10 protein-coding genes are annotated in these 17,509 nt (G+C 57.9%); 7 read left to right on the forward strand and 3 right to left on the reverse strand.

From position 1 onward, the window contains the following. Positions 1-22: 22 nt before the first annotated feature. A complete protein-coding gene (locus BLR08_RS12305; protein WP_072329515.1) occupies positions 23-901 on the reverse strand; it encodes a carbohydrate ABC transporter permease in 879 nt (292 codons plus the stop codon). A gap of 596 nt (positions 902-1,497) precedes the next feature. Then, on the reverse strand, positions 1,498-2,970 hold the full coding sequence (locus BLR08_RS12310; RefSeq protein ID WP_072329516.1) for an alpha-amylase: 1,473 nt from the start codon (positions 2,968-2,970) through the stop codon (positions 1,498-1,500). Between the two features lie 212 nt (positions 2,971-3,182). Here BLR08_RS12310 and BLR08_RS12315 point away from each other — a divergent pair, with 212 nt between their 5' ends. The 7 genes from BLR08_RS12315 to BLR08_RS12340 all read left to right on the forward strand — a co-directional run bounded on the left by BLR08_RS12315 (position 3,183) and on the right by BLR08_RS12340 (position 16,342). After that, entirely contained in the window at positions 3,183-4,574 is a 1,392-nt protein-coding gene (locus BLR08_RS12315; RefSeq protein ID WP_072329517.1) for an extracellular solute-binding protein, read from the forward strand. Between the two features lie 361 nt (positions 4,575-4,935). After that, positions 4,936-10,197 (forward strand): S-layer homology domain-containing protein, encoded by a 5,262-nt coding sequence (locus BLR08_RS12320; RefSeq protein WP_090586099.1) that lies wholly within the window; start codon positions 4,936-4,938, stop codon positions 10,195-10,197. Between the two features lie 44 nt (positions 10,198-10,241). Next, positions 10,242-10,388, forward strand: coding sequence for a hypothetical protein (locus BLR08_RS31105; protein WP_176835503.1), 147 nt, complete (start codon positions 10,242-10,244; stop codon positions 10,386-10,388). A 61-nt stretch (positions 10,389-10,449) separates the two neighbouring features. Beyond that, positions 10,450-12,306 (forward strand): glycoside hydrolase family 88 protein, encoded by a 1,857-nt coding sequence (locus BLR08_RS12325; protein WP_072329519.1) that lies wholly within the window; start codon positions 10,450-10,452, stop codon positions 12,304-12,306. Positions 12,307-12,355: 49 nt separating this feature from the next. Next, on the forward strand, positions 12,356-13,936 hold the full coding sequence (locus BLR08_RS12330) for an FAD-dependent oxidoreductase (protein ID WP_072329520.1): 1,581 nt from the start codon (positions 12,356-12,358) through the stop codon (positions 13,934-13,936). A 488-nt stretch (positions 13,937-14,424) separates the two neighbouring features. Beyond that, positions 14,425-15,693 carry an MFS transporter gene (locus BLR08_RS12335; protein WP_072329521.1) on the forward strand — a complete coding sequence of 423 codons (1,269 nt, stop codon included), beginning with the start codon at positions 14,425-14,427 and terminating at the stop codon, positions 15,691-15,693. A 61-nt stretch (positions 15,694-15,754) separates the two neighbouring features. Continuing rightward, positions 15,755-16,342, forward strand: a complete 588-nt coding sequence (locus BLR08_RS12340) for a DUF1697 domain-containing protein (RefSeq protein ID WP_072329522.1) — start codon at positions 15,755-15,757, stop codon at positions 16,340-16,342. Positions 16,343-16,659: 317 nt separating this feature from the next. On the opposite strand, the gene BLR08_RS12345 is transcribed toward BLR08_RS12340, so the two are convergent. Beyond that, positions 16,660-17,406 (reverse strand): class I SAM-dependent methyltransferase, encoded by a 747-nt coding sequence (locus BLR08_RS12345; RefSeq protein WP_072329523.1) that lies wholly within the window; start codon positions 17,404-17,406, stop codon positions 16,660-16,662. Between the last annotated feature and the right edge of the window lie 103 nt (positions 17,407-17,509).

Below are 17,509 nucleotides of genomic sequence, written 5' to 3' on the forward strand. Positions count from 1 at the left end.
TTAAGCAGCGGCCGCTTGCCGCTTACTGATAATGCACTCTTTTGGACAGTATTCTAAAATACACGAACGTCAGCACGGCGATGATCGCCATCAGCACGACGCCGGTAGCCGAAGCGTAACCGATGCTGTTCGTTCTGAATTCATAGATGTAATAAACGAGTGTCGTGGTCGAGCCGTTGGGCCCGCCTCCGGTCATAATTTTGACCGTGTCGAACACTTTGAAGGAGCCAATGGTCATGATGATCAGAACGAAAAACAGCTGGGGTGAAATCAGAGGCAGTGTGATGCGGAAAAAGGTTTGAAACTTATTCGCGCTATCGAGCTCTGCCGCTTCATAAATCTGCGGATTGACCCCGTGCAGCGCCGCGACAATAATCAAGGTGTAATAGCCGATTCCCTGCCAGACGGACACGATGATAACGGAGAGCAGCGAAGTGCTTGAGCTTTGCAGCCAGGATAGACCGGGCAGGCCGAGGGAGCGAAGAATAAAGTTCAGCACGCCATGGCTTGGTTCCATGATCCACATCCAGACGAGAGCTACGGATACGATCGAAATAATATGCGGAGTGAAAATACCTGCCTGAACGATGGTGTTGAGCCTCGTCTTGTTCTTCACCCATACGGCAATGAGCAGCGACAGCGCAATGGTGAGCGTAACGACGCCAACCGTGTAGACGACCGTGTTGAGAAGCGCTTTATAGAAATCGCCGCGGGAAAAAATTTCCTGGAAATTGTCCAGGCCTACAAATTTGCTTTTGGCCTTGTTCAGCAGATTGTATTTGTAGAGACTCAGCTTAGCCAAGTACAGCACCGGATAAATGACGAACAGCAAAATGCCGATCATCGCCGGACCGATCATGACGTAAGGGCGCAAGGTCTCCCAGAGACGCCTTTTGTTCATACTCATTCCCCTCCTTTCTTGCATAACCCCTCAATGCTTATGCGATGGCATGTGTCGCATCCTTGTGCCTACCGTCCCTCTGTTTAGGGTCAGGGACAGGCTGGAATTACGGAATCACCTCCTGGAAGATGGGGCCGAGCCGCCTGTAATTCGCTTATTTGGCAAGCGCTTTCAATAGGCGGGATCTACCGCTCTTCAAGAATGAGCTTTGCGATTAATGGCGTATGTAACGGTAAAGATGTGGAGCGATAGGTATGATTATGGCACTTGGTTTTTCGTTTGTCAACGTATTGCTGTCTTTTTATGTTGTTTGTTGATTTTAATTTTTATTATTAAAGTAAATGCTTTGCTTATTTTCGTTATTTTAATGGCTATCTGCTGTTTATTGTTGATAAGTAATGATAAAGTGATGATAAACGACAATTATTTGCTTGGTTTTTATTGATGTTTGTCGATTGTCGAGTTGACGTTAGATCAGCCTTTTTCGCAAAGCTCAAAAACCGCCGGCATTCCTCCATACTCGGCGGTTGTCTGAACTCTTTATCCTATTTTCCTCGGGTTCTGCATGTTCTGGATCTTATGTAGATCATATATCATCAAGCCGGCTCTACATCCTCATCCGGAAGCGCCCAGACGGAGACGCTGCCTGCATTCACCGGGAAGCAGGCAAAGCCGTCCTCCTCGATTTCAATCCGGTCGTCCCGCGTATTCGTCAGATCGACCCATATTTCACCGGCGCGCTCCTCGCCCACATACATCCGCTTGTCCCCTTCATCACCATTCGTGATAACAACCGCACAGCCGGAGCGCGGGATCTCGGGGAGGCCGCGGCGCACCCAGCCGATCGTATTGGGATGATCGAAGTAGTCTTCCTGCTCGCCATACGCTTTGTACCGCCGCGCATACAGCAGCGGGTCGATGGCTATCTTCTTCCCCTCGATCGGATGCTCTCCGCCGATGCCGAAGTAATCGCCGTAGAACACGCAAGGGTAGCCGCCTTGCCGCAGCAGGATGAGGGCATAAGCGCTTTGCTTGAAGCCGTCCTCTACCCAAGACTCCAGCGCTTCGTGGGGCTGGGAATCATGGTTGTCAACGAAGGTGACCGCATGGGACGGATGCGACTGGACAAGCGTGTCGTCGAAGATCGTCCGCAAGTCGAAGTCGGCTCCCGCCCGGGAGGCTTCATGCAGCTTGTAGTGGAGGGAGACGTCGAAGAGATCGATGCGATAGTCGACCGTGTCCAGAAACCGCTGGCAGGCGCTTAGCTCCGGGTTCCAGAATTCGCCCACGATATAAAAATCATCCCCGCGCTCTCGCACCACCTCGGCGGCGAACGCCTTGATAAATTCGTGATTGATATGCTTGATGGCGTCCAGCCGGAAGCCGTCGCATGCCAGCGTGTTCGCCAGCCATTTGCCCCAGGCGATCATCTCTTTCTGCACAGTTTCATTGCTGTAGTCGATATTGGCGAACATGAGATAATCATAATTGCCGAATTCATGATCGACATTTTGATTCCAATGCTTGTTTTCGCCGACGATGCGAAATACGCCGGTCCGATCCTCTTTGGCATCGTAGTCGGTGCCGTTGAAGTGCTCGAAGTTCCACTGAAAGGAGGAATACCGCCCGTCCCTTCCGGGAAATGTAAACCGGGTCCATCCCTCGATCTCGAACGGCTCGGAAATTTCCTCCGTCCGGTCCTCTCCGTTCACTTCGATGACCTGGAACGTTTCCGTCTCATCGGCCCCGGCCTTATGGTTCATGACTACATCCACGTATACGGCGAGTCCTTGTTCCTTGCAGGCGGCGATAGCCTCGTGCAGCTCCTCTTTGGTGCCGTACTTGGTGCGCACGCCCCCCTTCTGGTCGAACTCGCCCAGATCGTACAGATCGTATACGCTGTAGCCCGTGTCATCCTGGGTGTAGCTTTTCGTCACGGGAGGGATCCAGACCGAGTCGATGCCCTGTTTTTTGAGCTCGGGCGCGAGGTCCTTCAGCCTCCGCCAGTGGCTTCCGTCCGCTTCTACATGCCATTCGAAAAATTGCATCATCGTATGATTATGCGCCATTTTGTTCAGCCTCCTGACCCCATTTCGAGAATATCTTCCCGGCAGCTTTATGTATGGGATTGAGCTACTATTACCCGTAGGCAGGGTCCGGATAAACGGCAGCCGCCCCCATTATTTGCCGAAATAAGCAGTTTCGCTTGTGCGGCCCTGCCGGTCGCCTATAATAGTAAGAGACAGGATGGCAATCGGAAGAGGGTAAAGGGGGGCTGTTCATGCCTAAAATAGACCGCAAGACGTTCCAATATAGATCCAATCAGCTCCTGGCTCATATCCGGACGAAAGTGGCGGACAAATCGTTGAAGCCTGGCGACTTCATTCCTGCAGAGACGGCATTGGCGCAGGAATTCCAGTTGAGCAAAAACTCGGTCCGGCTGGCGCTGGAGAAGCTGGTCGAAGAAGGCTTGATTGTCAAAATTCCGCGTGTGGGTACCCAGGTGGCGCCGCAGCGCGAGCGGACGGTCATTCGCCTGGGGCTGTATCCATCATTGTACGAAGAGGTGAAGCTCAAGCGGCTGATCGAGCTGTTTCAGGAGCGCCATCCTCACATTCAGGTCGAAGCGCTGGAAATCTCGTATTATTCGCCTGACAAGATCCGGCAGCTGCTCCAGCTCGGCGTCATTGACGCTGTGACGCTCAATCATCCTGATTACCTGCACTTCCGCGACCGTGGACTGCTTGAGCTGCTCGAGCCGCTCACGGCCCATCCGGAGACATATGATTTTTTGAACGGGCTTTTCCCGGACGGGAAGGGCAGGCTTGCCGTCAAGCCCTTTATTTTCTCCCCGGTCATTCTCTGCTACAACCAGAACCATTTTCGGGAAAACAGAGTGTTCGAACCGGACAGCAGCTGGACGTGGCAGGATTTGCGCGAAGCTCTCCGCAGATTGGCCGGCCCGAACCGGTACGGCTTGTTTTTCCATTTGTCGTCCACGAACCGTTGGCCGATATTCCTGCTGCAGAACGAAGCGCGCTTCGTACGCGGGCGTGACGGTGACGGTATGATCCGCCCGGAAGACCCGGCCATGCTGGATTCATTGCCTGTCATCCGGGATCTTATACACGAGGAAGGGCTGTTTCCGCTCGTCATGTCGTTCGGTCTGCATGATGTGGAGCAGCTGTTCAAGCAGCAGAAAGTATCGGTGATCTTGACGACCTACTACCGGCTTAATCAGTTGGCGGATGCGGGCTTCCCCTTCGACATCGCGCAGCTGCCGAAGTTCAAGAACAGGGATACGCTGCTTTTGTGTACAGGCATAGCGCTGAATGCGCAGTCCCCGCGCAAAGAGGCGGCGCAGCGCTTTATCGATTTCCTGACTTCCGAGGAAGTGCAGTCGCTCATCCGGCGCCAGACCTTCACCTTGCCTGCCAACAAGTGGATTGCGGAGCTGGAACGCCCCGAGGCACTCCAGACGCCGTCGCGTCTGGAAATTTACCGTGAGATGATTCCTCACTTCACGACACACGACCGCCTTCAGCTCACCATCAAAGAGATAGAGCTGCTGGGCGATTGCCAGGAGCAGTATTTTTCCAAATTGGTCGACACCGAGGAGCTGATTCACGTTTTTAACAAACAGCTTGCGGACGCTCAGGTGACTTCTATGTAACGGAATAACAGATGATTGGCTCTAAATCGGTCGCCCCAGGCGGCCGGTTTTTTTGCATACTTCATAGAAAAGGGAGCTTAGCTCCTTTACAGACGTCGATGCCGCGGCAGTGGGGCGTACGCGGGGAAAAGGAGCGGTATTTCATTACTGTATGGACTCCCCTCCCAAAAATTTTTCATACCACATATCACATGATTGACTAAAAAATCGTTGTCGTGATACTATTTTTTATATATTATAAGAACTACATATGAACCAATAAGGGGCTGGTTACTTATTCTCCTCCGAGTGAATCTTTCTACATGTCCGGGTTTGGATTCCAGATGTGCTGCCAATTTCTTAAGCGAGAAAGGTGTGACTGATGATGTTAGAAAGCGCTTACCATAAATGTAAACGAATGTTATCCGCTGTACTCGTATCGGCGCTGGTTGCGGCCTCCGCTGTGCCGGCTCTTCCTTCCTCCGGGGCATCGGCTGCCGCAGCCGATGTGGTGCCCAGATCCTTCTCGGCCCCCGAGCAGCTCGGTACGATGGTGACGGCGCCCAGCACGATGAACAGCGCTTATGGGGTAGAGGACGGCAAGCCGGTTGTGTACACAACGTCTACGGGGTCGGCCGTGCATGCCGCCATCTTCAGCGTTATCGAGCTGGCGACGAATAAAGTGCTGCGCGAATATCCGCTAGCCGGCGGCACTCAGTCGTGGGGACATGTCGTCGACTCCCGGGGTCAGGTCTACACGGCAGCCGGAGGCAATTTGTATATGTACTCTCCCGCCACCAAGCAGGTGAAGGCGCTCGGCGACGTACCCGGCGCTTCGATGCTGTACAACCTGGTCGTCGATGAGCATGATGTCGTCTACGGCGGCGGCTATCCGATAGGCAAGCCGTTCAAGTACGATCCTGCGGCCGGCAAAATCTCGGTGTTCGCCGAAAAGCTCCACCCGCAGGCCGAATACGCCAAGTCGGTCGCCTACTATAACGGGTTTCTCTATGCGGGCTCGGGCTCGCTAGGCAAGCTGTACAAAATCAATCCGGCGGATGAAAGCAAAACGGAAATATCGTTTCCCGCCAATTCCGTCTTCGATCCGAATCAGGCTCCGATGGTCTATGCGTTGAACGTCGTCGGCTCTTATTTATTCGTCATGATGAGCTCAACGCCCAACTCCCTGCTGATCTATGATCTTGAGGACCAGCAGTGGCTGGATACGGTCATATCGGGCTATCGCGGTCTGTATGTATCTCCTGAGCTGGACGGCAAAGTGTATTTCCCGGCGAACGATCAGTTCTATACATTCGACCTGGCTACGGAGGCTATTGCACCCACCGGCCTTGCATTCACGACCTATCTGCGCAACAGCGCATGGATGGATGTCCCCGGCAAGCCGGGCAAATCGCTGGTGACGATCATGTTCGGCGGCGCGCTGGCTATCGTTAACTTTGAGGAAGGCTCGGTCACCTCGCAGCCGTCCGTCGTATCGGGCACGCCGGTATCGATCCAATCGCTGGCGTTCGGACCGGACGGTCTGCTGTACAGCACGGGCTATCAGGGGACCAAGGGAGCCCGCTACAATATCGGGACAGGGCACAAAGAGCTGTTCCAGATGGGCCAGGCCGAAGGCATCGCCTCTTATAACGGGCACGTAATTTTCGGCGAATACCCGGGCGCTCAGATGTATCGCCTGGACCCGGCCAAGCCGCTTCAGGACGGAGTTAATCCCGGCAAAATTCACCAGATCGGCGCTGATCAGGACCGTCCGTTCGCGATGACCGCCGGCGGGGGCAAGCTGTATGTCGGCACGATTCCGAAGCTCGGCAAGCTGGGAGGCTCGCTTACCGTCTATGACGGCGCAGATTGGGAGTCGTTTTCAGGCATTGTGCCGGATCAAAGCATCATCGGCCTCGCTTACCGCGACGGCAAGCTTTACGGCTCGACATCCGTCTGGGGAGGACTAGGCATCGACCCGGCACAAGCCGAGGCCCGGATGTTTGTCTGGGATGTCGCAGCCAAGCAGCGGATTGCTGTCTTTACGCCCGATATCCGGCAGGCGAGCGGCGTGAAGCCCAAGGCCATCGGGGGATTAAGCTTCGGTCCCGACGGACTGCTGTGGGGAGCCGCTTATGGGACGATTTTTGCCTGGAACCCGGACACGCTTCAGGTTGTCAAGCAGAAGGAGATCATTCCGACGGACTGGAATTTCGATCATCTCTGGGTTCCGGTCAAGCTGCATTGGGATGATGAAGGCATTTTGTACACCACGCTCGGAGGTAAAATCGTAGCAGTCGATCCGAAGACTATGGCGCATTACATCGTGCCCGGCACCAAGACCAACCTGATGGAGCTGGGGCCGGACGGCCATCTTTACTACAGCGAAGCAGATATGCTGAAGAGGATCACAGTATCGAAGGAGCTTCCGCCTGTCTATGAGCCGGTGAAGATTCCCGTATTGAACGGCGGCTTCGAGCAGGTGAACGCCGACGGCACCATCCCGGGCTGGGAGAGGGTCGGCAGCTCCAGCCCCATTGCCTACTATGAGGTGAGCGGAGACCGGGCAAGCGATGGCCAGCGCAGTCTGAAAATCGCCGATAGTTCGGATAAGGCCGAAACCGGCGTTATGTCGCTTCCTTTTCCCGCCGAGCCCGGAGCCGAATATACGGCCAAGGCGGACATCTATCTGGAGCGCGGCCGGACGATCGCCGCTATGCGATTTTATGACGCCGACGGCGCGGAGATTAAAATGACGCCGGCTCCGGCCGTCTATCATACGGGCCCGCTCGGCGGCTGGAAAACGGTCGAGTTCAGCGCGATCGCTCCGGCGGGAGCCGCGACTGCCCGGATGGTGCTGTTCTGCTCCTTGAGCTGGTCGGGGATCTCGTATTTCGACCGGGTGGAGGTCAGCAGGCTGATGCCGGCCGGCGCTCCGCCGACCGGTCCGGTCACCCAAGCGCTGCCCGTGACGAACCCCGGCTTCGAGCGGGTGAACGCGGACGGAACGATTCCCGGATGGACGCTTCGGAACGCGGCCAGCTACACTACGGCCGCGTATGCGAATATTTCCCAGGTTATGAAGAAGGATGGCGAGAACAGCCTGTTCATCTTCGATAACGATGCGGCTGCGGGCGGGATTTCTCCTGCTGCAGACTCCGAGCTGATTCCGGTCATCGAGGGCAGGTCCTATACGGTGACGGCCGATGTCTACCGCCAGGGTACGCCGCCGGGACGCGGCTCCAACCGTCCGTTCTTGCAGGTCCGCTATTACAATGCGAGCGGCAAGGAGATTGCCCCTGTTGCAGGGATGAGCGTCGAATCCTCCGGGCCGAACAACCGGTGGGAGACGTTTTCGCTGACGACGAAGGCTCAGGCTGGGGCTACGCATATGCGAATCATTTTGATTAGCAGCAATGGGTCCAATTACGTGGCTCAAGCTTATTTCGACAATGTTCAGGTAACGACAAGCGTATCTCCCGCCGAGCATGTAGCGATGCGGGTTCACAGCGTTCCGGCGGCCCATGCTGCAGAGGGCGACCGTGTGGATTGGACGGTAAGCGCAACGGCGGGAGCCTCGATCGTGGTGGAGGACGGCAGCGGCCGTCCGGTAGCCGCCGCCAGCGGCGCGGGCCTGGACAGCCCGTTAACCGTAAGCGTGCCCGCTCCTGTCGCCGGCAAGCATGCTTATACGATATATGCTTATATCCCGGGGCTTGGCCGAAGTGAAAGCGTCAGGCTGCCGGAAGTCACGGTTCACCCGTTGTCCGCTCTCCTGCTGTCTCCGGCTCCGCAGGGCATGAAACCGGGCGGGACACAGCAGCTGCATGCGAAGGGGGCATTTGGTCCCTGGGTGTATGACGTCACGCCGCATGCCTTGTTCAGCGTGGACAACGAAACGGTCGCCGTCGTATCCGGGACGACCCTAACCGCTCTTGCGGAAGGAACGGCCGTCGTCAAGGCGGTATACGGACCGCTTGAGGCTGTCGCCGCTATCCAGGTGAAGGCTGAGCCGCAGCAGCCCGCAGCGCTGGCGTCGATCGGACTGGAGCTGCCGGCTGCCCAGCTTCAAATCGGGCAAACCGTAACTGCGTCCGTATACGGCATGTATGAAGGCCAACCGGAGCGTGTAGCGCTGACGGCCGGAGTCGAATTGAGCGCGGCCCATCCCGACTTGGTCCGAGTGCAGGGCTTGGAGATCGCGGGTATCCGCAGCGGCTCGACAGTGCTGACCGCTGTATATGAGGGCAAAAGCGCCACAGCTGCCATCACGGTGCTGCCAAGCGGAGAGCCGGGCGGACCCGGTGAGCCCGGGCCAGAGGAACCGACGGACCCGGAAGGCCCCGGCAATCCGGATGATCCGAGCGAACCGGGCTCCTCTGACGATTCTCCAGGCAGTGGAGATGGCAGCGGGAATGGCAATGGCAGCGGGAATGGCAACGGAAATGGCAATGGCAATGGCAATGGCAATGGCAATGTTCCCGTGCCCCCAGTTGGCGGAGGCGATGCCAAAGGTGGGGTCGAGATCGTGTCCGAAGCCCAGCTGAAGCTGCAGGACGGCAAGCTGGAGCTGACGCTTAAGCCGGATACGCGGGAGCTTCGCCTGCCGGTGGCGGCCGTGGCCGAGCGTCAGGCCGACGCCCTGGAGATGGCAAGGGGCGGCCTGAGGCTGCTCGTCCCCGGAGCTCTGATCCAGAGTTTGTCCGGACAGCTCGCAGCGGCCGAACGGCAGGACGCGCAGCTCGTGCTGCAAGTGGAGCCGTGGAGTGAAAGCGAACGCGCGGGAATAGACAGGCAAGCCGCCTCCCAAGCGGCGACAGCTGACATTCGGCTGATCGGCGAACCGTTCCGGCTGGGACTGTTTGTGGCGACGGCAGACGGGCAGAGGGCATCGTTCGATGAGCTGAACGGGCGGATCGGACTGCAGCTGCAGATCGGCAGCCGGACCGATGCCAGTCTGCTGGGTATTTATCGGATCGCCGCCGACGGCGCCGTTCATTATGTCGGAGGCATGCGCAGCGGCGATAAGCTGGAAGCCGGCATATCGGAACCCGGCAGCTATGGCCTGCTGTCTTATGACCGCAAGTACGAGGACGTACCGGCTGCTTACTGGGGGAGCGACGCCATCCGCACGCTAAGCGCCAAGCATGTGCTGGACGGCATCTCGGACACAGCGTTCGCGCCGGAGGAGAAGCTGACGCGGGCCCAGTTTGTCACGATGCTGAGCCGGGCCTTCGAGCTTGGCGACTTGGCGGGGTCGGGGGAAGAGAGCGCATTCGACGACGTATCGGCCAGCGATTGGTTCTATCCGGCCGTTCAGGCCGGTATACGGGCGGGAATCGTCAACGGAGTGGAAGCCGGCCGTTTCGATCCGGATGGCCTTATCACCCGCGAGCAGATGGCTGTGATGCTGGTCCGGGCTTGGGAGGCTTCCTATGAGGCATTGGATGAGCCTGGGGAGCTGTCCGGCTATGAAGATCAATCCGCAATCAGCGAATGGGCGGAGCGGGCTATCGGGATTGCCGCAGCGCGCGGTTGGATGCAGGGCAAGGGTGAAGCACGGCTGTCTCCTGCCGATCAAGCCACCCGCGCAGAGAGCGCGCAGATGCTGGTCAATGTGTTGGAGGTTTTCTATCGTTAAGACGAGCAGCCGGATCGGACCACCCCTTCCGGACGCTGCCGAACGTGGTGCTCACCGGTCATATCGCCGGAGCTGTGAACAACGGCTTGCTTGGCATCGGAGAGTTCATAACGGACGAATGGGAACGTCTCTTGGCGGGCAAGCCGCTTGAGGGACGCATTGATGCCGCACAGCTTCATTTGCAGGCGTAGACGGACCGCTGTGGATGCGACTGCAGCTGCGGCGTTAATTACGAAGGTGGAGGGACTAGGAATGAAAATTGCCGTATTTTCACATACCCCGCTGAAGCGGGAAGCTGTCAAGGGGGCGCAATGCCTGCCCCTGACCGGGCTGGGGGCTGCGAAGCTTGAGGAATACGATGCCGTGCTACTGATCGGCTCGGGATCACTGGATGAGGAGACGGTGCTGACGGCCGAAGAATCCCATGCGCTGTGGCATTATGTGAAGCGGGGAGGCAAGCTTTACGCAGAGCTTATCGGCGCGTTTGATTTCCCCAGCTCGCGCCTCCTTGGCTGGAAGCAGGACTTCCGCAAGTCCCGGCGGACGCTGGAGAAGCTGCGGACGACGGCCGCGAACAGCTGCGGCTTGCCTCCGGGCAGCATACTGGAGTGGGACGGTGCGTTCGCTCTCGGCTTCCCCGTGGATGCGGAGGTGCTGCTGGAGCTTGGCCCTTTCAGAGACACCCATGTGTCGGCTGAAGCGGAGGGCGTGAAGGTGTGCCCGGCTCTAAGCGTGCGTCCGCTGGGAGAGGGGCTTGTCGCCTTCGCAGCGTTCTCGCTGTTCGGCTCCGCGGCCGCTGCCCCGCTGCGCCCCTACAGCCGCTGGGCGAGCGTCGTCCGGGGACTGGCGGCCAGAACGGGCATCCCGTTCGAGCTGTGGGAGCCGCCGGTCGCCTTGTCGGGCGAGGAGTCGGCGGCCGAGGCTGCCCATAAGAGCGCGCAGTGGTTTCTACGCTCCGGCATGCTGCCGGAGGCTGACGGCTCTGGAGGCTTGTATGAAAATATTCACTCGGTGACAGGGGAAGTGTCGCGGGATTTCCGGCCGGACTGTCATGCGCACGCGGCCCTGATGTTTTATCTGTACGGCCGCTACAGCGGGCAGGAGGAATGGGTTCGCAGGTCGCACGCCCTGCTGGAGTTTCTGTTCCAGGGCGGGTACCAGGAGCTGGACCCGAGCTCTCCGTCATACGGGTTCTTCAAGTGGTATCAGTTCCCGGACGAGCAGCCCTATCAGATGTTTACCGACGATAATGCCTGGGTCTGTCTGGCTCTGTTGTACTTGTATCGCAAGACCGGCGTAGAGGAATACAAGCGCAGGGGACTGCTCGTGGCGGAGGCGATGCTGGCGACGCAGCATCCGACCGGCCTTCGGCACAAGCTGATGCTCGGGCCTCAGCTTCAGGAGCTGGGCCGGGAGCGGGCGGCGCTGGAGCTGGAGCCGAGCTTGAACCCGCATTTCGAAAGCATCGCGCATACCGCATTCATCCAGGCTTATCTGGTGACGGGGGATTCCGCCTATCTGGAGACGGCAGTCAAGGGGAGCAAGGAGCTGCTGCGGCGGCGGGATGAGTTCTGGCTCATGTACAGCCATACCTCGGGCTACGGCAGATTTATGCTGCCGCTTGCTTACCTGCAGCGCTTCGACGACAGCGGGGAGCTGGGAGAAGGCCTGAAGCAGGTTGCGGAATATTTGCTCGCCCACAAGCACAGCTCCGGCGCGGTACAGGAAGCCGACAATCCCGATCCCGACCGGTTCGGTCTGGAGGATGCGGGAGTTTTTATCCATAATGGAGAAGGAATCGCCGATCAGCTGTACACGAACAATTTCCTGCTGATGAACGTATGGGAAGCCTGGAAGTCGACCGGCGACGAGAGTTACAAAAGCTGGTACCGGGAGCTTGCGGCCTTCCTGTGCCGGATTCAGCTGACGAGCGGGGACCCCCGCTATGACGGGGGCTGGATGCGCGCCTTTGCGCTGGAGCTGGGAGAATATTTCGGCAACAACGGAGACACGGGCTGGGGCCCTTACTGCATGGAGAGCGGCTGGACGAACGCGATGATTCCGGTGGGACTGCTGCTGGGCTTGCTGGATGAATCGATATTCGACTAACATCGGTATTCAACCATATAAAGAAATAGACATTGAAGGAGAGAGGCCCATGGCTACACGGATGTATGCGGAGCTTGCCATTATCGGAGGAGGCACCGGGGGCTGCGCGGCAGCTCTGGCTGCGGCACAGTCAGGCAAGACGGTTATCATGACCGAGCAGACGGATTGGATCGGAGGCCAGCTGACAAGTCAGGCGGTTCCTCCCGATGAGCATCCGTGGATTGAACAGTTCGGCTGCACGGCGTCGTACCGCCGGTTTCGGCAGGGCGTCCGCGACTATTACAGGCGGACCATGCCGATTGCGGATACGGTCGACCCGCATCAGCCGTTTAACCCGGGCAATGCGATCGTCAGCCGCATCAGCCATGAGCCCAGAACGGCGCTTGCCGTGCTGCACGAGATGCTGGCCCCTTATGTACACAGCGGCCGGGTTCGGATTCTGTACGGCTATGCGGCCGTATCCGCCGAGACATCCGGCGACGACGTCGTCTCGGTTACGGTCAGGAAAGCCGGGACGGAGGACGGCGGCGAGATCACGCTGATAGCCCCGTATTTTCTCGACGCGACGGAAGAGGGCGATGTGCTTCCGCTGGCAGGCGTGGAGTATGTGACCGGCGCGGAAGCGCGTGCGGAAACCGGGGAGCCTCACGCGCGGGATGGCGAAGCCGACCCGGCCGATATGCAGGCGATCACCTACTGCTTCGCCATGGACTATATCGAAGGCGAGGATCATACGATCGCGAAGCCCGCGCAATATGAATTCTGGAAGCAATACAAGGCGGACTTCTGGCCGGACCAGCAGCTGAGCTGGGCCGGACTGGTTCCGCATACGCTGGAGCCGATCCGCTACAGCCTGTTCCCGGACGGCAAGTCGTTTTCGCTCTGGGTATACCGCCGGATCGCCGATCGTTCGCAATATGCGGATGGCGTCTACGCCAGCGACATTACGCTGGTGAACTGGCCGCAGAACGATTACTGGCTGGGACCGATCATCGATGTGTCCCCTGAGGAGCGGGCGCGCCATCTGGAGAACGCCAAGCAGCTGAGCTTGTCTCTGCTGTACTGGATGCAGACGGAGGCCCCCCGTCCGGACGGCGGAAAGGGATATCCCGGCCTGCGTCTGCGTGCGGACGTCGTCGGCACGGAGGACGGACTTGCCCAAAGTCCCTATATCCGCGAGTCGCGCCGAATCCGCGCCGTCTATACGGTAGTCGAGCAGGATTTGGGCACGGAATGCCGGACGGACGGGAAAGCGGCCGATTATTTCGATTCGGTCGGCATCGGCTGCTACCGGATCGATCTGCATCCGAGCACAGGGCTGCGGACGTATATCGACGTTTCCTGCTACCCGTTCCAGATCCCGCTGGGCAGCCTGCTGCCGGTACGGGTCAACAATTTGCTGCCAGCCGGCAAAAACATCGGCACCACGCATATCACGAACGGCTGCTACCGGCTGCATCCCGTCGAGTGGAACATCGGGGAATCGGCGGGCCATTTGGCAGCCTTCTGCCTGGAGCAAGGCGTTAAGCCCCGCGAGGTCCGCGACAGCCGGGAGCTGTTAGCCGCCTTCCAAGCCCGGCTGACCGCGGCCGGAGTCGAGCTGAAGTGGCCTGCCATTCATGCGGTTTAGGTTTAGGGTATCCTTCCCCGGACGGATAGAGGGCTTCATTAGTCACGAAGAAGCAACGAATAAGGAAGCCCTCGTCTCGGCTTTCCCCGAGACAAGCGGTCGGATAGGGTCCGAGCGTTCAGAGAAGAGATACGGCCGCACAGAGGAAAAAGGTCATTCGGAGCAAGCTGCCGGATGGCCTTTTTGCCATGCGGCGGCGCCGTGCAAGAGGGATAACGGAGCAGGGGGAACGCCAGCCATACATGCGGATAGTCGATTTCTATATATACTCGCACTTGCCCGCCCGGCTTCACCGTCTATAATAAAGATTAGTTAACAAATGGAGGTGCAAGGACATGAGACGAAGCATGGTATGTTCGGGGACAGATGTACGCGCAAGGATTACGACTATGAGCGGCAGCGCGTAGCGCGCCTGTCCGGTTTGCCGGGATTCAGTCAAGCCAAACCCGGCAGGAGCTACCGTTTGCCCGAAGGGCGGAATTTGTTTCATGCTGCAGTCAACGGCTGTATTTATACTGATACGTGCAGTCTCCTCGCTCGCGCACACGACGATGGGGACGACATTTACGCTTTATTTGGTTGAGGCATTGGGCTTGAACCCTTTCCAGCTGCTTCTGGTGGGTATGGTGCTGGAAGGGACCGTGCTTCTGTTCGAGGGAATTACAGGAGTGGTGGCCGATACGTACGGCCGCCGCATCTCGGTGATCATCGGGGTATTTGTCGTCGGAGGCGGCATGGCTCTGCAAGGGGCCGTCCTGCCGGCCGAGTCGCTTATGCCGTTTATCCCGATGCTGGGCTGGCTGCTGGCGGCCCAGGTGCTGTTCGGGCTTGGCCACACATTCGTCAGCGGCGCCGAAACCGCGTGGATCGTCGATGAGATCGGGGAAGAACGAATGGCGTCCTTGTTTCTCAAATCCAGCCGCATCTCGCAGGCAGCCGGCTTGGCCGGTATCGGGCTGGGCGTCTGGCTGTACCAGCTGTCCCCCGGGTTGCCGCTTGTCAGCGTCGGACTGCTGTACGGACTGCTCGGCGTGTTTCTGATCGCCGTGATGAAGGAAACCGGGTTTCAGCGCAACGCCGCACCAGCCGGAGTCGCACCCTGGACAGAGATGGCACAGACTTGGCTGTCTGGCGCGCGATTCATCCGGAATCAGCCGATCCTGATTTTTATGCTGATCGTTACGGTATTTACAGGAGCTGCATCCGAAGGCTATGATCGTCTCTGGGGAGCGCATCTGATCCGGGAAATAGGATTTCCCGCCCATATCCCGCTCTCCATGGCGGCCTGGTTCGGGCTGATCGCGGCGATATCGGCGCTGCTCAGTATGGCCGTTCTCGGGTTGGCCGAGCGGCGGCTGACCATAAGCGGGCCGCGCGCCGCTGCCCTGATCCTGCTGGTCCTGACGGCCTTGCGCGTGGGAGCCGTTCTGGCCGTTGCCTTGGCGCCCGGCTTCATCTGGGCATTCGCCGCCTTGCTCCTGGCCGAAGTTGTCCGGTCGCTCAGTCACCCGATCTACGAGACGTGGCTGAATCAGCATATCGGGAGCGGGTCGCGAGCCACTGTGTTGTCCATGATGGGGCAGTCCGATGCTCTGGGGCAAATTGCGGGCGGCCCGTTTGTCGGCTGGGTCGGCAGCAGATTGTCCATCCGGGCGTCACTGACTGTGGCGGCTTTGCTGCTTTCGCCGATTCTCCCGGTTTTCGCTCGTGTGCTGGTCAGAGGTAAGCCGGCAAAGGAGCCGGAGCAGGCTTCGTGATAAGGACGGTCTTTGGCCCATCCGGTCACGCAAGATACGTAAGAGATTGAGGAGGACATACATGCCTATCCATGTGGCGCTGCTGCGCGGAATTAATGTCAGCGGACAGAAACTGATCAAGATGGCGGAATTGAAACGGATGTTTGAAGCGATGGGTCTGGAACGGGTGCAGACTTATATTCAAAGCGGCAATGTGTTGTTTGCTTCAGCCGCCGAGGAAGAAGCACAGGAGCCGCTGCATGTGCGAATCGAGCGGGAAATTGAGCGAGTCTTCGGCTTCCAGGTGCCTGTTGTCGTCCGGACGATCCGCGATCTGGAGCGCGTGATCGGGCAATGTCCATTTCCGGCGGACAGCTTGGCTGAGGGGGAGAGCTTGTACGTGGCCTTGCTGACTCAGCCGCCAACCGAGGAAGGCATCCAGCGGCTGCTTGCTTGCAGCAGGGAGACGGATGAGTACCGGCTTGCCCGCGATGAGGTGTATATCCTTTGCCGGCAGGGCTTGGGGAAGTCGATGTTCTCGAATAACTTCCTGGAGAAGAAGCTTAAGGTCGCGGCGACAACCCGGAATTGGCAAACGATGAACAAGCTGGCGGCGCTTGGCCGCGCGTTGGAGCTGGAGGCGTCTTCGGCCTTGCCGCCGGGCATCTGAGCCGGTCTAGCGGACGAGAGTTGCTGCAACGATGGCGACCGTTGGCAAAGCTAAGAGGACTTGCGGACTTGCCTTGCCGAGCGGTGTTCTGCCGAACATCACGCTTTGGGAGCCGCGTTTCGTTCATGTCAATCTTGCTTAGCCAGTCATATAGGGATAGAAGCAAAAAAAGGATGAGGCAGCGTTTTTCCTGCTTCATCCTTTTTGCATGGCATTAATCGCATGGTCTTGCGCGCTGTCGGCAGCTCTCGCCGGATAAAGTTCTTCTGAATATGAGGACGCGCCGCCTGAAGACGCTGTTCCACGGGGAACGTTCGTCAAAATACGTGCTGCTTCTTTTCCGCAGAGACGATTAGGAACATGGGTCTTCGGCTCTCATCTTTCATCTCGGGTATATGTTGCAGCATTTCAGCGGAAGGTCCAGGTTCCTTGACCGCTTTAATGCTGAAGCCGGCACGAATTAAGTCGTTGAAATAAGTGGATATCGTCCGGTGATATTTAATCACATCCTTGGTTAAGAAGGATGTCTTGCGCACGCCTTCGGCTTGGTAGTTATCGACAGCCCAGTGCAGACGATTCCCTTGGTCGTCATAATGCCAATCCTGCTCGTCGCGGGAAGTAAAGATCGGATGTTCAACCGAGAAAACAAAAGAACCGTTTTCGGCTAGACAGTCATAAACTTTTCGGCAAATGGATTCAAATGACTCGATATAATGAAAGGCCAGCGAGCTAATAACCGCATCAAAGGAGGAGTCGGGAAAATCGATGTCTTCGATTGCCATATTGATATAGGAAATAGACGGGTCATCCGTCAGTTCGCGAGCCCTTTGCAGCATTCGTTCGGATATATCAATGCCTATGACAGAGCTTGCCTGCTGCTCGCGGACATACCGGCAATGCCAACCAAAACCGCAGCCTAGATCAAGCACGCGCTTATTTTGCAGATCGGGCAGCAAGGCTTGCAGCACATGCCACTCTCCTGCGCCTTCAAGTCCGTGGATCGAACGGGGCATTTGCTTATAAGCTGCGAAGAAATGGGGATCGTCGTATTTGTTTTGTTTCATTGAAGCATCCATCTCCTTCTGGAACTTTCCACCAGTCTAACAAAGAGGCAGAGCTTGATTCAAGGAGCCGGCGCATAACGCTATAACCCGCCTCGTTCCTCCT

Source organism: Paenibacillus sp. cl123, assembly GCF_900101595.1.
GTDB lineage: Bacteria > Bacillota > Bacilli > Paenibacillales > NBRC-103111 > Paenibacillus_G.